At 60.6% G+C, this 16984-nt stretch carries 21 protein-coding genes; 10 read left to right on the top strand and 11 right to left on the bottom strand.

Translation table 11 applies throughout. The features are described from left to right. Window positions 1–149: 149 nt before the first annotated feature. The 4 genes from ftsY to rpoH all read left to right on the top strand — a co-directional run bounded on the left by ftsY (window position 150) and on the right by rpoH (window position 4222). Window positions 150–1550, top strand: coding sequence for a signal recognition particle-docking protein FtsY (gene ftsY, locus JJD66_RS08315; RefSeq protein ID WP_105228861.1), 1401 nt, complete (start codon window positions 150–152; stop codon window positions 1548–1550). Further along, window positions 1547–2218, top strand: coding sequence for a cell division ATP-binding protein FtsE (ftsE, locus tag JJD66_RS08310; RefSeq protein ID WP_003195112.1), 672 nt, complete (start codon window positions 1547–1549; stop codon window positions 2216–2218). Before ftsY ends, ftsE begins: the two co-directional genes overlap by 4 nt. Further along, a complete protein-coding gene (ftsX, locus tag JJD66_RS08305) occupies window positions 2215–3237 on the top strand; it encodes a permease-like cell division protein FtsX (protein WP_054897584.1) in 1023 nt (340 codons plus the stop codon). The genes ftsE and ftsX overlap by 4 nt, the downstream gene beginning before the upstream one ends. Before the next feature lie 130 nt (window positions 3238–3367). Continuing rightward, window positions 3368–4222 (top strand): RNA polymerase sigma factor RpoH, encoded by an 855-nt coding sequence (gene rpoH / locus JJD66_RS08300; protein WP_003176698.1) that lies wholly within the window; start codon window positions 3368–3370, stop codon window positions 4220–4222. A gap of 188 nt (window positions 4223–4410) precedes the next feature. On the opposite strand, the gene mtgA is transcribed toward rpoH, so the two are convergent. Continuing rightward, entirely contained in the window at window positions 4411–5133 is a 723-nt protein-coding gene (mtgA, locus tag JJD66_RS08295; RefSeq protein ID WP_014720337.1) for a monofunctional biosynthetic peptidoglycan transglycosylase, read from the bottom strand. A gap of 74 nt (window positions 5134–5207) precedes the next feature. Here mtgA and JJD66_RS08290 point away from each other — a divergent pair, with 74 nt between their 5' ends. The 4 genes from JJD66_RS08290 (at window position 5208) to trmB (ending at window position 7446) form a co-directional block, all read left to right on the top strand. Then, window positions 5208–5582 (top strand): DUF423 domain-containing protein, encoded by a 375-nt coding sequence (locus JJD66_RS08290; protein ID WP_057702111.1) that lies wholly within the window; start codon window positions 5208–5210, stop codon window positions 5580–5582. A gap of 79 nt (window positions 5583–5661) precedes the next feature. After that, a complete protein-coding gene (thiS, locus tag JJD66_RS08285; RefSeq protein ID WP_200647944.1) occupies window positions 5662–5862 on the top strand; it encodes a sulfur carrier protein ThiS in 201 nt (66 codons plus the stop codon). Between the two features lie 54 nt (window positions 5863–5916). Continuing rightward, window positions 5917–6711 carry a thiazole synthase gene (locus JJD66_RS08280; RefSeq protein ID WP_054897581.1) on the top strand — a complete coding sequence of 265 codons (795 nt, stop codon included), beginning with the start codon at window positions 5917–5919 and terminating at the stop codon, window positions 6709–6711. A 9-nt stretch (window positions 6712–6720) separates the two neighbouring features. Beyond that, complete coding sequence (gene trmB, locus JJD66_RS08275; RefSeq protein WP_003195101.1) at window positions 6721–7446, top strand: tRNA (guanosine(46)-N7)-methyltransferase TrmB; 726 nt, start codon at window positions 6721–6723, stop codon at window positions 7444–7446. Window positions 7447–7584: 138 nt separating this feature from the next. Here the strand turns inward: trmB and JJD66_RS08270 are convergent, their stop codons facing one another. The 9 genes from JJD66_RS08270 to JJD66_RS08230 all read right to left on the bottom strand — a co-directional run bounded on the left by JJD66_RS08270 (window position 7585) and on the right by JJD66_RS08230 (window position 14319). Continuing rightward, window positions 7585–7908 carry a DUF3392 domain-containing protein gene (locus JJD66_RS08270; RefSeq protein ID WP_005792278.1) on the bottom strand — a complete coding sequence of 108 codons (324 nt, stop codon included), beginning with the start codon at window positions 7906–7908 and terminating at the stop codon, window positions 7585–7587. Between the two features lie 19 nt (window positions 7909–7927). After that, window positions 7928–9130: a radical SAM family heme chaperone HemW gene (hemW, locus tag JJD66_RS08265; RefSeq protein ID WP_054897580.1), complete on the bottom strand. Its 1203-nt coding sequence runs from the start codon at window positions 9128–9130 to the stop codon at window positions 7928–7930. Next, a complete protein-coding gene (gene rdgB, locus JJD66_RS08260) occupies window positions 9127–9723 on the bottom strand; it encodes an RdgB/HAM1 family non-canonical purine NTP pyrophosphatase (RefSeq protein ID WP_200647943.1) in 597 nt (198 codons plus the stop codon). The genes hemW and rdgB overlap by 4 nt, the downstream gene beginning before the upstream one ends. Next, window positions 9720–10154, bottom strand: coding sequence for a DUF4426 domain-containing protein (locus tag JJD66_RS08255; protein ID WP_032894709.1), 435 nt, complete (start codon window positions 10152–10154; stop codon window positions 9720–9722). Before JJD66_RS08255 ends, rdgB begins: the two co-directional genes overlap by 4 nt. Window positions 10155–10175: 21 nt before the next feature. Beyond that, entirely contained in the window at window positions 10176–10796 is a 621-nt protein-coding gene (gene metW, locus JJD66_RS08250; RefSeq protein ID WP_003195091.1) for a methionine biosynthesis protein MetW, read from the bottom strand. Beyond that, window positions 10793–11944 (bottom strand): homoserine O-succinyltransferase MetX, encoded by a 1152-nt coding sequence (metX, locus tag JJD66_RS08245; protein ID WP_034128945.1) that lies wholly within the window; start codon window positions 11942–11944, stop codon window positions 10793–10795. Before metX ends, metW begins: the two co-directional genes overlap by 4 nt. 222 nt (window positions 11945–12166) lie before the next feature. Beyond that, complete coding sequence (locus tag JJD66_RS08240; protein WP_105228854.1) at window positions 12167–12754, bottom strand: YggT family protein; 588 nt, start codon at window positions 12752–12754, stop codon at window positions 12167–12169. 25 nt (window positions 12755–12779) lie between these two features. After that, the gene (proC, locus tag JJD66_RS08235; RefSeq protein WP_032902278.1) at window positions 12780–13598 is read right to left on the bottom strand and encodes a pyrroline-5-carboxylate reductase; all 819 of its coding nucleotides are present in this window, start codon (window positions 13596–13598) and stop codon (window positions 12780–12782) included. Between the two features lie 34 nt (window positions 13599–13632). Beyond that, window positions 13633–14319 carry a YggS family pyridoxal phosphate-dependent enzyme gene (locus JJD66_RS08230; RefSeq protein ID WP_073525983.1) on the bottom strand — a complete coding sequence of 229 codons (687 nt, stop codon included), beginning with the start codon at window positions 14317–14319 and terminating at the stop codon, window positions 13633–13635. Between the two features lie 57 nt (window positions 14320–14376). Between JJD66_RS08230 and JJD66_RS08225 the strand changes: the two genes are divergently transcribed. Next, on the top strand, window positions 14377–15411 hold the full coding sequence (locus JJD66_RS08225; RefSeq protein ID WP_054897576.1) for a type IV pilus twitching motility protein PilT: 1035 nt from the start codon (window positions 14377–14379) through the stop codon (window positions 15409–15411). 148 nt (window positions 15412–15559) lie between these two features. Here JJD66_RS08225 and JJD66_RS08220 read toward each other — a convergent pair whose 3' ends face one another. Further along, entirely contained in the window at window positions 15560–16198 is a 639-nt protein-coding gene (locus tag JJD66_RS08220; RefSeq protein WP_034128941.1) for a C40 family peptidase, read from the bottom strand. A 249-nt stretch (window positions 16199–16447) separates the two neighbouring features. Here JJD66_RS08220 and JJD66_RS08215 point away from each other — a divergent pair, with 249 nt between their 5' ends. Then, window positions 16448–16876 carry an NINE protein gene (locus JJD66_RS08215; protein WP_054897575.1) on the top strand — a complete coding sequence of 143 codons (429 nt, stop codon included), beginning with the start codon at window positions 16448–16450 and terminating at the stop codon, window positions 16874–16876. The last annotated feature ends 108 nt before the right edge of the window (window positions 16877–16984 follow it).

The raw sequence follows: 16984 nt of genomic DNA, 5'->3' as shown, positions 1-16984 counted from the left end.
CGGCCACTGCGGCTGTCTTGTTGAGGCTCTATTTAGGCCTTACAAAATGTTGCGCATGAACGAGCTGGCTAAAAAACAGTCTGTTACGCATCGAATTTTATTTACCGACGCGCCCTGTGGCGCGTCGCTACCTTGAGATAGCCGTCTCCATGTTTGGTTCCAACGACGACAAGAAGACCCCAGCTGCGGCTGGCGAGAAGAAAGGCCTGTTCGGATGGCTGCGCAAAAAGCCGCAGGAAACCGTCGTCGAACAGCCGCAGGTTCACGCTGAACCGACCCCTGAACCCGTAATAGAAGCCGAACCGGTTGCCGAGACGCCAGTTCCGGTGGTGTTGCCGATGGCTGAGCCGGTGTTGCAGCCGGTCGTCGAGGCCGAGCCGGAACCTGAGCCTGCGCCCGAGCACAAGCCCTGGTTGGATCTGCCGGTGGCCGAAGAGCCTGTGGCGTTGGTAGAGGATGTTCAGGCCGAGCACGTCGTGCCGCCGATTCCTGCAGTGGTTGAGCCGGCGCCGGTAGAGGTTGTGGCTGAAGTACCGCCCGTCGTTGAAGTGCCGGCACCGGTTGTTGCCGCACCTGCCGTCGTCGAGCCAGAGCCTGTCGTCGCCACCACCGAAACCAGCAAAACCGGATTTTTCGCCCGCCTCAAGCAGGGCCTGAGCAAGACCAGCGCCAGTATTGGCGAAGGCATGGCCAGCCTGTTCCTGGGCAAGAAAGTCATTGATGACGAGCTGCTGGAAGACATCGAGACCCGCCTGCTCACCGCCGACGTGGGCGTCGAAGCCACCGCCGTGATCATCCAGAGCCTGACGCAGAAGGTCGCGCGCAAGCAGTTGACCGACGCCGACGCCCTGTACAAATCCCTGCAGGCTGAGCTGGCCGCCATGCTCAAGCCGGTTGAAGCGCCGCTGGTGATCACCCCGAAAAAGCCGTTCGTCATCCTCGTTGTTGGGGTTAATGGCGCTGGCAAGACCACCACCATCGGCAAGCTGGCCAAGAAGCTGCAAGGTGAAGGCAAGAAAGTCATGCTCGCCGCCGGTGACACCTTCCGTGCCGCAGCCGTCGAGCAGTTGCAGGTGTGGGGCGAGCGCAACAAGATCCCGGTGATTGCCCAGCACACCGGTGCCGACTCTGCGTCGGTGATTTTCGATGCTGTGCAAGCCGCCAAGGCGCGCAACATTGACGTGCTGATCGCCGATACAGCCGGCCGCCTGCACACCAAAGACAATTTGATGGAAGAGCTGAAGAAAGTGCGCCGCGTGATCGGCAAGCTTGACGCCGATGCACCCCACGAAGTCTTGCTGGTGCTCGACGCCGGTACCGGCCAGAACGCCATCAGCCAGGCCAAGCAATTCAACCAGACGGTGCAACTGACCGGCCTGGCATTGACTAAGCTCGACGGCACGGCCAAGGGCGGTGTGATTTTCGCCCTGGCCAAACAGTTCGGGTTGCCGATTCGCTATATCGGCGTCGGTGAAGGCATCGACGACCTGCGCACCTTTGAAGCCGAACCCTTTGTACAGGCACTGTTTGCCGAGCGGGAGCGTTCATGATTCGATTCGAACAGGTCGGTAAACGCTATGCCAACGGGCATGTGGGCTTGCATGAGCTGAGCTTTCGAGTGCGTCGCGGCGAATTCTTGTTTGTCACCGGCCATTCAGGCGCGGGCAAAAGTACGCTGTTGCGCCTGCTGCTGGCCATGGAACGCCCGACCACCGGCAAGTTGCTGCTGGCGGGCCAGGACCTGGCCACTATCAGCAATGCGCAAATTCCATTCCTGCGCCGCCAGATCGGCGTGGTATTCCAGAACCACCAGTTGCTGTTCGACCGCACGGTGTTCAACAACGTGGCCCTGCCGTTGCAGATCCTCGGGCTGTCCAAGGCCGAGATCGTCAAGCGCGTGGATTCAGCCCTGGAGCGCGTAGCCTTGTCGGACAAGACCGACCTCTTTCCCGGCGACCTGTCCACCGGCCAGCAACAGCGTGTCGGTATCGCCCGTGCCATCGTCCATCGCCCGGCTTTGCTGCTGGCGGACGAACCCACTGGTAACCTCGACCCGCGCCTGGCGGCCGAGATCATGGGGGTGTTCGAAGACATCAACCGCCTGGGCACCAGCGTCTTGATCGCCAGCCACGACCTGGCCCTGATTGCCCGTATGCGCCATCGCATGCTGACCCTGCAACGCGGCCGCCTGATCGGCGATGGGGAGGCTGGCGTATGAGTGCTACACGCAGCCCTAAAGTATCCGAACGCGTGGCGCCGAAACCGGCCGACCCGCAACCGAAAAAGAAGAAGCACGACGACGACGACGGCCCGGACTTCGGCACCCTGGTGCACGCCTGGATCGAAAGCCATCGCGCCAGCCTGCTGGACAGCCTGCGGCGCCTGGGCAAGCAGCCGATTGGCAGCTTTTTCACCTGCCTGGTCATGGCGGTGGCCTTGAGCCTGCCGATGGGCTTGTCGCTGTTGCTTAATAATGTGGAGCGCCTGGGCGGTTCCTGGCAGCGGGCGGCGCAGATTTCGCTGTACCTGAACCTGGACACCAGCAGCAAGGAAGGCGAAGCGCTGCGTGACGATATCAAGAACATCCCGGGGGTAGCCGAGGCCGAGTACATCAGCCGCGACCAGGCTCTCGAAGAGTTCCAGCAGCAATCCGGCCTGGGCGAGGCGCTCAAGGAGCTGCCGCAGAACCCGCTGCCGGGCGTGGTGCTGGTAACGCCGAACGAGGTCGACAAGCCGGCGCTGGAAGCCCTGCGACAAAAACTCGCAGAGATGCCGAAGGTGCAACAGGCGCAACTTGATCTAGTCTGGGTAGAGCGCCTGGCCGCGATCCTCAAGCTGGGTGACCGCTTTGTGTTCGGCCTGACGGTGTTATTAGTGTCTGCATTACTTTTGGTGATAGGTAATACCATTCGTCTTCATATTGAAAACCGTCGCACCGAGATAGAAGTGATTAAACTGGTGGGCGGCACAGACAGCTATGTGCGTCGGCCTTTCCTGTACATGGGCGCGCTGTATGGCCTGGGTGCGGGGATCTTGTCTTGGGGGGTACTGGCGTTTGGCCTGGATTGGTTGAACGACGCGGTTGTCGGCTTGGCCGGGCTCTACGGCAGTGATTTCGCGCTGGCCGGTGTGCCGGTAGCCGATGGTCTGAGTCTCTTGCTTGGCGCGGTGTTGTTGGGGTATATCGGTGCGTGGATTGCGGTGGCACGGCATTTACGCGAGCTGGCGCCGAAGTAGTTAATGCCAGATTAATGTGGTTTCGTTTGTATTGACCGTATCAGCGGTTTAGGGAACTTGTCCTACGGTTCCCAGGTCAATTTTCGCAGTGCTGAACTGCACGAGTTATGTGAGTCGGAGGTTTTTTCGTATGACCACTTCTTTGCAACCTGCTTATGCCTTGGTCCCGGGTGCGAACCTGGAGGCTTATGTGCACACGGTCAACAGCATTCCATTGCTGACGCCCGAGCAGGAGCGTGAACTGGCCGAGAGTCTCTACTATGAGCAGGATTTGGGGGCGGCTCGGCAGATGGTGCTCGCCCACCTGCGTTTTGTCGTACATATCGCCCGTAGCTATAGCGGCTACGGTCTGGCCCAGGCCGACCTGATTCAGGAAGGCAACGTTGGCCTGATGAAGGCAGTGAAGCGTTTCAACCCTGAAATGGGCGTGCGCCTGGTGTCGTTTGCCGTGCACTGGATCAAGGCGGAAATCCACGAGTTCATCCTGCGCAACTGGCGCATCGTGAAAGTGGCCACCACCAAGGCCCAGCGCAAGCTGTTCTTCAACCTGCGCAGCCAGAAAAAACGCCTGGCGTGGCTGAACAACGAAGAAGTCCACCGCGTGGCCGAAAGCCTCGGCGTGGAACCGCGTGAAGTGCGCGAGATGGAAAGCCGCCTGACCGGCCATGACATGGCCTTCGACCCAGCCGCCGAAGCGGATGACGACAGCGCCTTCCAATCGCCGGCCAACTACCTGGAAGACCACCGGTACGACCCGGCGCGTCAACTGGAAGACGCCGACTGGAGCGACAACTCCAACCACAACCTGCACGAAGCGCTGGAAGTGCTGGACGACCGCAGCCGTGACATCCTCTACCAGCGTTGGCTGGCAGAAGAAAAAGCCACGCTGCACGACCTGGCGCAGAAGTACAACGTGTCGGCCGAGCGGATTCGTCAGCTTGAGAAAAGCGCGATGAACAAGCTGAAGTTGTCGATCGCCGCTTAAAACGCTACGAACAAAAAATGCCCCGGTCGAAAGATCGGGGCATTTTTGTATGTGTTCGAAAAGTCTCAAGCCCAACTCGGCTTAATGTGGGAGCTGGCTTGCCTGCGATGAGGCCGTGTCAGCTGAAGCATGGGTTACTGACCCACCGCTATCGCAGGCAAGCCAGCTCCCACAGGTCCCATATTGTGTCAGTCGGACCAGGGTGCCTTTCGAGAGTTGTTCAGCTCCACCAGGTAACCCTCCCCACCCAACTGGCTCATCTGCTGGCGAATCCACGCCGCTCGCCGTGCCACATAGGCCGTCGGATGGCTGGCACTCCACACCCGTGGATTGGGCAACACCGCCGCCAGGTAACTGGCCTGCTGCCGCGAAAGCCCTTTGGCACTCACGCCAAAATGGTGCCGCGCCGCTGCCTCTGCGCCAAACACACCTTCATCCCATTCCACGCTGTTGAGGTACACCTCAAGAATCCGCTGCTTGGGCCACAACACCTCGATCAAACCGGTAAACCACGCCTCCAGGCCTTTGCGCAAATAGCTGCGGCCGGCCCACAGGAACAGGTTTTTCGACACCTGCTGGCTCAGGGTGCTGGCGCCGCGAATCGAGCCGCCACGCTCGTTGTGCAGAATCGCCGCCTGGATCGCGCCGAAATCAAAACCCCAATGTTGTGGGAAGCGCTGGTCTTCACCGGCCATCACCGCCACTTTCAGGTCATCGGATATTTCATCCCACGGCACCCAGCTGCGTTGCAGGTCGATAGGCTCACCGTCGACCCAGGACTCGACCTTGCGCTCCACCATCAGCGCAGTGAACGGTGGCGGCACCACACGAAACAGCAGCACCAGCAACACACTGCCGATGGCAAACCATTTCACGACGTTGAGAAAGCGTTTGAAGAGGACACGCAGCATAGAGATGGCTTGGCCGAACCCGTTGAGCGGGCCATTATACAGACCCTGCCCGATGAGTCTGACTGGAGTTCCCCATGCTGCGTAGCTTTCTGATGCTGGCTGCCTTTTTCGGCTTTACCGGTGTCGCCCTGGGCGCGTTCGCCGCCCACGGCCTGAAAAACCGCCTGAGCTCCGACTACCTGGCGATCTTCCATACCGGTGTGACCTACCAGTTGGTGCATGCCCTGGCACTGTTCGGCGTGGCCTTGCTGGCGGCGCATATTCCGGGCCGACTGGTCACTTGGGCGGGTATTTCGTTCACTGTCGGCATCTTGCTGTTCTCGGGCAGCCTGTATGTGTTGACGATGACCGGCATCAGTAAACTGGGGATCATCACGCCGTTTGGCGGGCTGGCGTTCCTGCTCGGCTGGTTCTTCCTGGGCCTGGCGGCGTGGCGTTTGCAGCTTTGACCGCTTGACGCTTGGAGCTGACCTTCAGGTTCCAATCGCGCTAGAATGCGGGCCCCTAAAAACGATGGCGGCCCGTGGCATGCGCATTCAGTTGAACGGTGAACCCTTTGAACTGCCCGACGGCGAAACCGTTGCGGCCCTGCTGACCCGTCTGGAGCTGACCGGGCGTCGCGTCGCAGTGGAGCTCAACCTGAATATCGTCCCGCGTAGCCAGCACGCCGAGACTGCGCTCACCGAAGGTGACCAGATCGAAGTGGTCCACGCCATCGGCGGCGGCTAGCCCGCCACGGCCGCAACGCATTCTGCAGAACCTCATCCAACCAGAGGATTTCCCATGAGCATCGTTCGTAGCGACAAGCCTTTCGTCCTGGCCGGTCGTACCTACCAGTCCCGTCTGCTGGTCGGCACCGGCAAGTACCGCGACATGGAAGAAACCCGCCTGGCCATCGAAGCCTCGGGTGCCGAGATCGTCACCTTCGCCGTGCGCCGCACCAACCTCGGCCAGATCGAGGGCGAACCGAACCTGCTCGAAGTGCTGTCGCCGGAGCGCTACACCTTTCTGCCAAACACCGCGGGCTGCTACGACGCCATCGAAGCCGTGCGCACCTGCCGCCTGGCCCGTGAGCTGCTCGACGGCCACAACCTGGTGAAGCTGGAAGTGCTGGCCGACCAGAAAACCCTGTTCCCCAATGTGATCGAAACCCTCAAGGCCGCCGAAACCCTGGTCAAGGAAGGTTTCGACGTGATGGTCTACACCAGCGATGACCCGATCATCGCGCGCCAACTGGCAGAAATCGGCTGCATCGCGGTGATGCCGCTGGCCGGTCTGATCGGTTCCGGCCTGGGGATCTGCAATCCCTATAACCTGCAGATCATCCTCGAAGAAGCCAGGATTCCGGTACTGGTGGATGCGGGTGTGGGCACAGCCTCCGACGCGACCATCGCCATGGAACTGGGCTGCGACGCCGTACTGATGAACTCGGCCATTGCCCATGCCCAGCAACCAATCATGATGGCCCAAGCCATGAACCACGCCATCGTCGCGGGCCGCCTGGCCTACCTCGCCGGGCGCATGCCGAAAAAACTCTATGCCAGCGCCTCTTCGCCGCTGGATGGTCTGATCAAGTAAGAGCTATTGATGACTGAATCAAACGAAACGCCGAACACCGTGGAAGAAGGCGACGAGTCCAAGCACCGCCGCATCAAGAGTTTTGTGATGCGCGCCGGCCGCATGACCGAAGGCCAACAAAAGGGCCTGGAACAGGGCACGCCGCTGTTCGTGTTGCCCCTGGCCGACGCGCCGGTGGACTATGACCAAGTGTTCGGCCGTTCGGCCCCACGCTCCCTGGAAATCGGTTTCGGCATGGGCCATTCCCTGCTGGAAATGGCCGCAGCCGCGCCGGAGCAGGATTTCATCGGTGTGGAAGTGCACCGCCCAGGCGTCGGCGCACTGCTCAACGGTGTGCTGACCCAAGGCCTGAAAAACCTGCGGGTCTACGACTGCGATGCGATTGAAGTGCTCAACCGCTGCATCGCCGACAACAGCCTCGACCGCCTGATGCTGTTCTTCCCTGACCCATGGCACAAGGCCCGTCACCACAAGCGCCGTATCGTCCAGGCGTCCTTCGCGGAGCTGGTGCGCAGCAAACTGAAAGTGGGCGGCATCCTGCACATGGCCACCGACTGGGAACCGTACGCGGAATACATGCTGGAAGTGATGAACGTCGCCCCCGGCTACCGCAACCTGGCCGAAGACGGCAAATGCGTGCCACGCCCGGCCGAGCGGCCGATCACCAAGTTCGAACGCCGTGGCGAGCGATTGGGGCATGGGGTGTGGGATTTGAAATTCGAGAAGCTGGCTTAAACAGTCATCAGCTTGAAACGCAATCAAATGTGGGAACTGGCTTGCCTGCGATAGCATCACCTCGGTATCACTGATACACCGAGGTGTCTGTATCGCAGGCAAGCCAGCTCCCACATGTGTTTTGTAGTGCCTGCTGGATCAGCGGCGGTCTGCTACCACGCCAATCAACACCAGCACCACGATCAACACCGGCGCCAGGCTGTAGTTATTGAACTGGCTCAACCCCCGCACAATCCACGGCGTGGCATAGATCAACGCCGCGCCGCTGCCGATCAGGCACAGCAGGGCCATCAAGGGTACGCGCAAGGCGCCGGCAATGTTGCCCAGGCGTGCTTCCACCCAGCCCTTGATGTCGGCGCCGAACAGCACCAGCAAACAGCCCACAAGGGCCAACGAGATTTCCGACAGGTTGCTACGGCTCCAGCGGGATACGGTGGCGAGCAGGTCGAGTACCAGATCCATTCGATTTCCTTAAGAGCTATCAGCTCAAAAACTTCTGCAACAGGTCATTGAGAAAGAGTTGCCCGCGGTCGGTGGCCGCCAGGCGTGACGGTTCGACCTGCATTAATCCACTTTGTTCTGCGTCGCGGCGGCCTTCATCGAGGCTCGCCAGATCGAGGCCGGTGCGCTCGGCGTAGAGCTTGGCATCAACCCCTTCGGTGAGGCGCAGCGCGTTCATCAGAAACTCGAACGGCAGTTCATCGTTGGTCAGTTCTTTCGCGCCGGCCTGGAAGCTTTTGGCCGGGTTGAGGTAGTCCTTTGGTGCACGGGTTTTCCAGGTGCGGATAATGCGCCCGTCCGGGTGGCTGAGCTTGCCGTGGGCCCCGGCGCCGATGCCGATAAAGTCGCCAAAGCTCCAGTAATTGAGGTTATGCCGCGCCGGCCGCCCCGGTTGGGCGTAGGCCGAGACTTCATATTGTGCGTAACCGTGTTCGGCGAGCAGTGCCTGGCCGGCTTCCTGGATATCCCACAGCGTGTCGTCTTCCGGCAACGCGGGTGGCTGGTTCCAGAACACGGTGTTGGGTTCCAGGGTCAGTTGGTACCAGGACAGGTGCGTCGGCTTGAGTGCAATGGCCTGGCGCAGGTCGCCCAAGGCGTCCTCCAGGGACTGGTTGGGCAGGCCGTGCATCAAGTCCAGGTTGAAGTTGTCGAACCCGGCCTGGCGCGCCATGCCGGCTGCGCGCACGGCTTCATCGCCATTGTGGATGCGGCCCAGGGCTTCAAGCTTCTCTTGCTGGAAGCTCTGGATGCCGATGGACAGGCGATTGATCCCCAGTTTGCGGTACGCCACGAACTTCTCTTGTTCGAACGTCCCGGGGTTGGCTTCCAGGGTGATCTCGATATCGTCAGCAAACGGGATACGCGCTTGAACGCCCTTGAGCAGGCGGCCCAGTGCAGCCGCGCTGAACAGGCTGGGCGTGCCGCCGCCAAAGAAGATCGAACTTAGCTTACGGCCATATACGGCGTGCAGGTCTTGGTCCAGGTCGGCCAGCAGGGCATCCACATACTCTTCTTCCGGCAGCACTTTGCTCGCGGTGTGGGAGTTGAAGTCGCAATACGGGCATTTGCGCACGCACCACGGGATGTGGATATACAGCGCCAGGGGCGGCAGATGGGGCAGGGCCGCCCGTGGTGTTTGCGCGCCACCGTGGATCAGCGGCTGCGCAGAGGTGTTCTGGGTCATTTCAAGCCCAGGCGCTGGCGCAGCAACGCCATGGCGCGGGCGCGGTGGCTGATCTGATTTTTGTCGGCCGGGCTCAGTTCGGCGCTGGAGACATTGCGCTCCGGCACCCAGAACAGCGGGTCATAGCCAAAGCCATGTTCACCGCTGGCCGCGTGCAGGATGCGCCCGTGCCACAAGCCTTCACACAGGATCGGCAGCGGGTCGTCGGCATGCCGCACCAGGGCCAATACGCAAACGAACTGCGCACCACGCTCGGCCTCCGGCACGTCCTTGAGGGCGTCGAGCAGCTTGGCGTTGTTGGCTGCGTCGCCCCGGCCGTCGGCGTAACGGGCCGAGTAGATACCAGGGGCGCCGCCGAGGAAATCCACGGCCAGGCCCGAATCATCCGCCAGGGCCGGCAGGCCAGAGATACGCGCAGCATTGCGGGCCTTGAGGATGGCATTCTCGACGAACGACAGGCCGGTCTCTTCCGGTTCGACCTGGCTGAACTCGCCGATCGAACGCAGTTGCACAGACTCGCCGAGCATGGCCTGCAGTTCTTTGAGTTTGCCGGCGTTATGGCTGGCGAGTACGAGTTGGGTGAGGTTCATCATTGGGCCGGGAACAGTTCTTGGTTGAATTGGAAGCCGTGGGCCTTGCCGCCGGTTTCAACGTTGATGGTGAAGGTCTTGTATTCCCGTTGCGTCACGGTGTAGGGCGCGAGGTAGCTGATGCCGCCTTTTTCTTCGATCTGCTTGAACGTCAGGATCTCGCTTTTGCCGCCCAGGTCCTTGATAGTGCCGGTGACTTGCGCGGCCACTGGGCTTACGCCCTTGATCACGGTCACGTTGATCAATCCCTTCTCCTTGCTGCGCACCACGCCGACTTTCTGGGCGGTCTCGGGTGGCAGGAAGCTTGAAGTGAAGGTGTTGTAATGAACGGTGATATCGCCAAAGTCTTTTTTGCGATTAGCGTCGATAGTGTCGGCGGCCATGGCGCTGGCGCCCAGGCATGCGGTCAATAGAAAAATAGCCAAACGACTCATGAACGTCCCTCTTGAAGATGATTAGACGGCAACTTTGTGGTCGGTCAGGCCAGGACTGCTGACCCGGTAGATACCAATTTCGCCCAACAGGTTGGGCCATAGCTTACTCGCCCAACCGTGGCGGTGCTGTTGATCGACGGCAAGGCGGTTGATCACCTTGGCTTCACGCTCGCCACACAGGGCTTCGAAGTCTTCGAAGGTGCAAAAGTGGATGTTCGGCGTGTTGTACCAGGTATACGGGAGGAAGTCGGAGACCGGCATGCGCCCCTTGGTGGCCAGGTACCAGCGGCAGCGCCAGTGGCCAAAGTTGGGGAAGGTGATGATGCATTGGCGGCCCACGCGCAGCATTTCGTCGAGGATGCGGTCCGGGTAGTGCACCGCTTGCAGGGCTTGGGTCATCACCACGATATCGAAGCTGTTGCTGGCAAAGTTGCCCAGGCCCTTGTCCAGGTCCTGCTCGATCACGTTGATGCCCTTGGCCACGCATTGGGCGATGTTGTCCGGGTCGTTTTCCAGGCCGTAGCCGGTGACTTGCTTGTGGTCGCGCAGCCAGCTCAGCAGTTCGCCGTCGCCGCAGCCCAGGTCGAGCACGCGGCTGCCGGCGGGGATCCAGTCTTGGATGATTTCCAGGTCGGCTCTCATGGCGTTCTCACAAGCGAAATACGGTTCATGTAGTTACTGAACGCCTGCAGGTAGCGTGGGATCGGAATCAGGAAGGCGTCGTGGCCTTGCGGTGCATCGATCTCCAGGTAGCAGACGTCTTTCTTGGCGGCCATCAGGGCATCCACCAGCTCACGGGAGCGCGCTGGCGAAAAGCGCCAGTCGGTGGTGAACGACATCACGCAGAACTTGGCCGTGGCGTGCTCGAAGGTTTTCGCCAGGTCGTCATCGTGATTGGCGGCCGGGTCGAAGTAGTCCAGGGCCTTGGTCATCAGCAGGTAGGTATTGGCGTCGAAACGCCCCGAGAACTCCTCGCCCTGGTAACGCAGGTAGCTTTCCACCTGGAACTCGACGCTGTGGAAGTCGTAGTTGAGCTTCTCGCTCTTGAGGCCACGGCCGAATTTCTCGCCCATGGAGTCATCGGACAGGTAGGTAATGTGGCCGACCATCCGCGCCAGCATCAAGCCACGCTTGGGGATCACTCCGGCTTCCTGGAACGAACCGCCGTGAAACTCGGGGTCGGTGAGGATTGCCTGGCGCGCCACTTCGTTGAAGGCGATGTTCTGCGCTGACAACTTGGGCGCCGAGGCGATAGCCAGGCAATGGCGCACACGGTCCGGGTAAGTGATGGTCCATTGCAGCGCCTGCATACCGCCCAGGCTGCCGCCAATCACGGCGGCCCACTGGCTGATGCCCAACAGGTCGGCGAGGCGTGCCTGGCTGTGCACCCAGTCCTCTACCGTCAGCACCGGGAAGTCGGCGCCGAACGGCTTGCCGGTTTCCGGGTTGAGGCTGCTGGGGCCGGTGGAACCGTTGCAGCCGCCAAGGTTGTTCAGGCTGACCACAAAGAACTTGTTGGTGTCGATGGGCTTGCCGGGGCCGATGCAACTGTCCCACCAGCCGGGCTTGCGGTCGTCAACGCTATGGAAGCCGGCGGCGTGATGATGGCCGGATAAGGCATGGCAGATCAGCACGGCGTTGCTCGCCGTGGCGTTCAACTGGCCATAGGTTTCGTAGATCAGGTCGTAGGCTGGCAACGAACGGCCGCAGGCCAGGGCCAGCGGTTCGCTGAAGTGCGCCACTTGTGGCACGACCAGTCCAACAGAATCGGGGGGGAAGGCAGCTGGCATCGACCCTGCTCTCGTTTAAATGAGGCGTAAGTCTAAAGAGCGGGGACCCTAGCGGCAAGCAAAGGCCTGCACCCTTACGCAGATACAAAATACGGGAAGGGTTTCTGTGGGAGCCGGGCTTGCCCGCGATGCAGGCACCGCGGTTTTTCAGACACTCCGAGGTGATGCTATCGCAGGCAAGCCAGCTCCCACACAAGCCAGCTCCCATAGGGGCTACGGCATTCAGATCAGGCCAAACAACTCTTTTGGCATGTAGGCAAAGTACGCCAGGCGTGGAATCACCCAGCTCTGCAGCAGCTGAATCACGATAAACGCGAAGATCGGCGAGATATCCAGGCCACCCAGGTTCGGGATCAGGCGACGGAACGGCGCCAGCACCGGCTCGGTGATCTGAGAGACCAACTCGGCACCCGGGCTACGGCTGCCGGGTGCGACCCACGAGAGGATCACGCTAATGATCATCGACCAGAAAATGATCTTCAGGAACAGCGAGAAAATACCGATCAGGCCCCATGGCAACAGCAGCACGGTGAAGGCCTGGTAGCCATTGAGCATCAGGATCACCACGAACAGCAAAATCTGCAGCAACAGCGCCAGCACCAGCGACGACATGTCCAGGCCGAACAGGCTTGGGATCACCCGGCGCAGCGGCTTGAGCAGCGGTTGGGTGGCCTTCACCACGAATTGGCACAGCGGGTTGTAGAAGTTCGCACGCACCAGTTGCAGGATAAAGCGCATCAGCACGATCAGCAGGTACAGGCTGCCCAGGGTCTGGATGATGAAAATGGCAGCGTCATTGATTCCGAGCATGTTTGATTACCTTGGTAAGGGACGACTATTTGCCCAGTTGCTCAGCCATCTCGGCTGAACGATGTGCGGCGGCACCCAGTGCTGTTTCCACCAGGGCTTCAAAACCCCCGGCCTGGAACGACTCGATAGCCGCTTGTGTGGTACCACCTGGCGAGGTGACGCGACGGCGCAGTTCGGCGGCATCCACCTCGCTGCCGACCGCCATTTTCGCGGCGCCCAGGGCGGTTTGTTCCGCCAGTTGCTCGGCCACGTCGTGGGGCAGGCCCAGCTTGACGCCGGCGGCCGTCATGGCCTCGATCAACAGGAAGAAATAGGCCGGGCCACTGCCGGAGACGGCGGTGACCGCGTCCAGTTGCTGTTCCTGCTCGAGCCACACGGCGATGCCCACCGCAGACAGCAGTTCCTGGGCCTGGTCACGTTGCTGCGCGGTGACTTCGCCAGTGGCATACAAACCGCTGACGCCCTGGCGCAGCAGCGCCGGGGTGTTGGGCATGCAGCGCACGATGGGCTGGGCGCCGAGCCAGTTGGTCATGCTGGCGCAGGTGATGCCAGCGGCAATCGACACCACCAGTTGGTGAGGTTGCAGGCTCGGGCGCAGGCTCTCGCACACGGCCTTCATGGCCTGGGGCTTGACCGCCAGCACGATCACATCGACGCCGTGGATGGCCTCGGCGTTATCGGCGAAGGTCTGGATGCCGTGTTCGGCGCTGACGCGCTCGCGGGTCTCGGCGCCCGGGTCGCTGGCGCGGATCTGCTCGGCGTCCAGGCCCTTGGCCCGCAGGCCACCGATCAGGCTGGCCGCCATGTTACCGGCGCCGATAAAGGCAATACGCGTGTTGCTCATGACAGGTCCTTATTTTCGAGGGATGTCAGCCATTTCACGGCTGGCCGTAGTCGCGGGCGCCAAACAGGGCGGTACCGATCCGCACCCAGGTGGCGCCTTGGGCAATGGCCGACTCAAGGTCATGGCTCATGCCCATGGAAAGTGTGTCCAGCGGCAGGTTCAGGCTGGCTTGCAGGTCGCGCACCGTGGCAAACGCCGCATCCTGCTCCGCCCGGTCTTCAGTCGGCTCGGGAATTGCCATCAAACCCCGCAGCTTCAAGCGCGGCAGGGCGCTGATCGCCGTGGCCAGGGCCGGCAGGTCGGCGGGTGTACAGCCGGACTTGCTGGCTTCGCCACTGACATTGACCTGAATGCAGATATTGAGCGGCGGCAGGTCGGCCGGGCGTTGTTCGGACAGGCGTTGTGCGATTTTCAGGCGGTCCACGGAATGCACCCAAGCGAAGTGCTCGGCGATAGCGCGAGTCTTGTTCGATTGAATGGGGCCGATGAAGTGCCAACTCAAGGGCAGGTCGGTCAAATCCGCCTGTTTGCCCAAGGCTTCCTGCAGGTAGTTTTCCCCAAAGTCGTGCAGCCCGGCGGCATAGGCTTCGCGTACCGCCTGCGCGGGTTTGGTCTTGCTCACGGCCAGCAGGTGGATGCTGCTTGCGTCACGTTGCACGGCGTCGGCTGCGGCGCGGATGCGCTGGCTAACCAGGCCGATGTTGTCTGCTATCGTCGACATTCAAGATACGCCCGTGGATATGGAGTCCGCGGCATTCTACTGGAAATGGAAAGCCCTATGGATATCACGCAATTGCTGACGGCCAGCGTAAGCCGAGGCGCCTCAGACCTGCATCTGTCAGCCGGCCTGGCACCGATGCTGCGCATTGATGGCGAGGTTTGGCCGCTGGATGGGCCAGCGCTGAACGCTACCCAAGTGGTCGACTTATTGAGCCCTTTGCTGAATAAACATCAACAAAAGGATTTCGAAACATCTCTTGAAACGGATTTTGCCTTCGAATTGCCAGGCGTCGCCCGGTTCCGGGCGAACGTGTTCCGCCAGGATCGCGGCGTGGGTGCGGTGTTCCGGGCTATTGCGACGGAGGTCCAAAGCCTGGAGGACCTGGGACTGGGCGAGGTGTTCCAGCGTATCGCCCGCCTTCCTCGCGGCCTGGTGCTGGTGACCGGGCCCACCGGCTCGGGCAAGTCCACGACCCTGGCGGCGATGATCGACGACCTCAACCGGCATCGACGCCAGCATATCCTCACGCTGGAAGACCCCATCGAGTTTATCCACAGGCCGAAACTGGCGCTGGTCAACCAGCGCCAGGTGCATCGCGACACCCACAGTTTCTCGGTGGCCCTGCGTTCAGCCCTGCGGGAAGACCCGGATGTGATCCTGGTGGGTGAATTGCGCGATCTGGAAACCATCCGCCTTGCGCTGACGGCGGCAGAGACCGGACACCTGGTGTTCGGCACCCTGCACACCTCGTCGGCGGCAAAGACAGTGGACCGGCTGGTAGACGTCTTCCCGGCCGGGGAGAAGGCCATGGTCCGCTCGATGCTGTCGGAGTCGTTGCAGGCGGTGGTGTCTCAGGTGCTGGTGAAGAAGGTGGGCGGTGGGCGCGTGGCCGCCCATGAAATCATGCTGGGCACCCCGGCGATTCGTAATTTGATTCGCGAAGACAAGGTGGCGCAGATGGTTTCGGCTATCCAGACGGGAGGGGCGTTGGGGATGAAGACCCTGGATATGAGTTTGAAGGCGTTGGTCGGCGCGGGGCTGGTCAGTCGGGAAGAGGCCCGGGAGAAGGCGAGGGTGCCGGCAGATATCTAGAACAGACAGATACACAATGTGGGAGCTGGCTTCCCTGCGATAGCGGACTGTCAGGCACTCTCTCTGCCAACTGACACACCGTCATCGCAGGCAAGCCAGCTCCCACATTTGATTGCATTTCAAATGGGGAGCTTCAGTGGCGCCAGGCTTAGCGCTGCACGATTCGCAGGTTGTTGTTCTGCTCTTTAGGCAGTACCCGCTTGGCAATCACGTAGTTCTTGTCCCAGAACGGCTTTTTCAGTGTGTCGATGCTCACCGACTTGCCACGGCGCGGTGCGTGGATAAAGCGGTCGTTGCCCAAGTAGATGGCAACGTGATTGACCTGGCGGCTCTTGAGTTTGAAAAACAACAGGTCGCCCGGTTTCAGGTCTTTGCGGTCAACCTTCAACCCATGGCCGGCCGCCATGGCGTTGGAAGTGCGTGGCAGGTCCACCGCTTTTACATCGTTAAATGCATATTTCACCAGGCCGCTGCAGTCGAACCCTTTACTTGGGCTGCTGCCGCCCCAACGATAAGGTGTACCGAGCACGTTGACGGCACGACTCAAGACGTTGCTGCTTTGCTTGGTGTTCACGGCCAACTGGGTGGAAAGCGCTTTGCCGTGGGCCTTGCTCAGTTGAGTCGGGCGGCTGACGGTCGGCTTTGCCGATTTGGCAGTGCTGGGCGTGCTATGGACTTTAGGGGTGAAACCGTTAACGTTCGGAAGTCGTTGCTCACGATTGGTGGCGTGGGCGGCCAGTGGCATTAATAGGCAAATGGTTAGCCATGTCTTGAAAAATGGTCGCATTAGGCGTGGCTCTTATGGGTTTGCGCGCAACTTTATAACAGCTTTTTGTGCTGTTCTCAGCCCGTTTGTCGACTGAACCTTGGGGTCAAATTCAGGAAAAACGCGACGATTCGCCGCAATTGTCCTACACAAGTCAGGCGCTACAAGGCTTTGAGGGCAGAACGATACCATTTGCCGTACGTCGGGCGCCCGTAAAAAAGTCACAAAGAAAATGAAAAAATTTATCTATCGAAGCAAAAGAGGTCCTTCATGAACACCTATCAACAGGTTGCTCAGCAGCAAGACACCCACAGCAAGGCGATTGGTTACCTGCTGTGGATTTTCGGTTTTACCGGGGCTCATCGCTTTTATTACGGCAAGCCTGTGACGGGCACGATCTGGTTTTTCACCTTCGGCTTGTTCGGCATTGGCTGGTTGATCGACTTGTTCCTGATCCCGGCCATGGACCGTGAAGCCGACCTGCGGTTTACCGCTGGGCCGATTGAATACAGCGTCGCGTGGATTCTGTTGGCGTTCCTGGGGGTGTTTGGTGTGCACCGTATGTACCAGGGCAAATGGATCACCGGCCTGATCTACCTGCTGACCGGCGGTTTGTTCCTGATCGGGGTGCTGTATGACTTCTGGACGCTGAACACGCAGATCTCGATCCGCAATGCCGAGCGCAACAGCGGGCGCTGAGCACTTTAGCGCAATGTGGGAGCTGGCTTGCCTGCGATGCAGGCACCTCGGTGTATCAGGTAGACCGAGGTGATGCTATCGCAGGCAAGCCAGCTCCCACATTGACCG

The organism is Pseudomonas sp. MF6751, assembly GCF_016613265.1.
In the GTDB taxonomy this organism is placed as follows: domain Bacteria; phylum Pseudomonadota; class Gammaproteobacteria; order Pseudomonadales; family Pseudomonadaceae; genus Aquipseudomonas; species Aquipseudomonas fluorescens_BV.
Note: the sequence above shows the minus strand (reverse complement) of the source record. Positions and strands in the feature narration are given on the sequence as shown.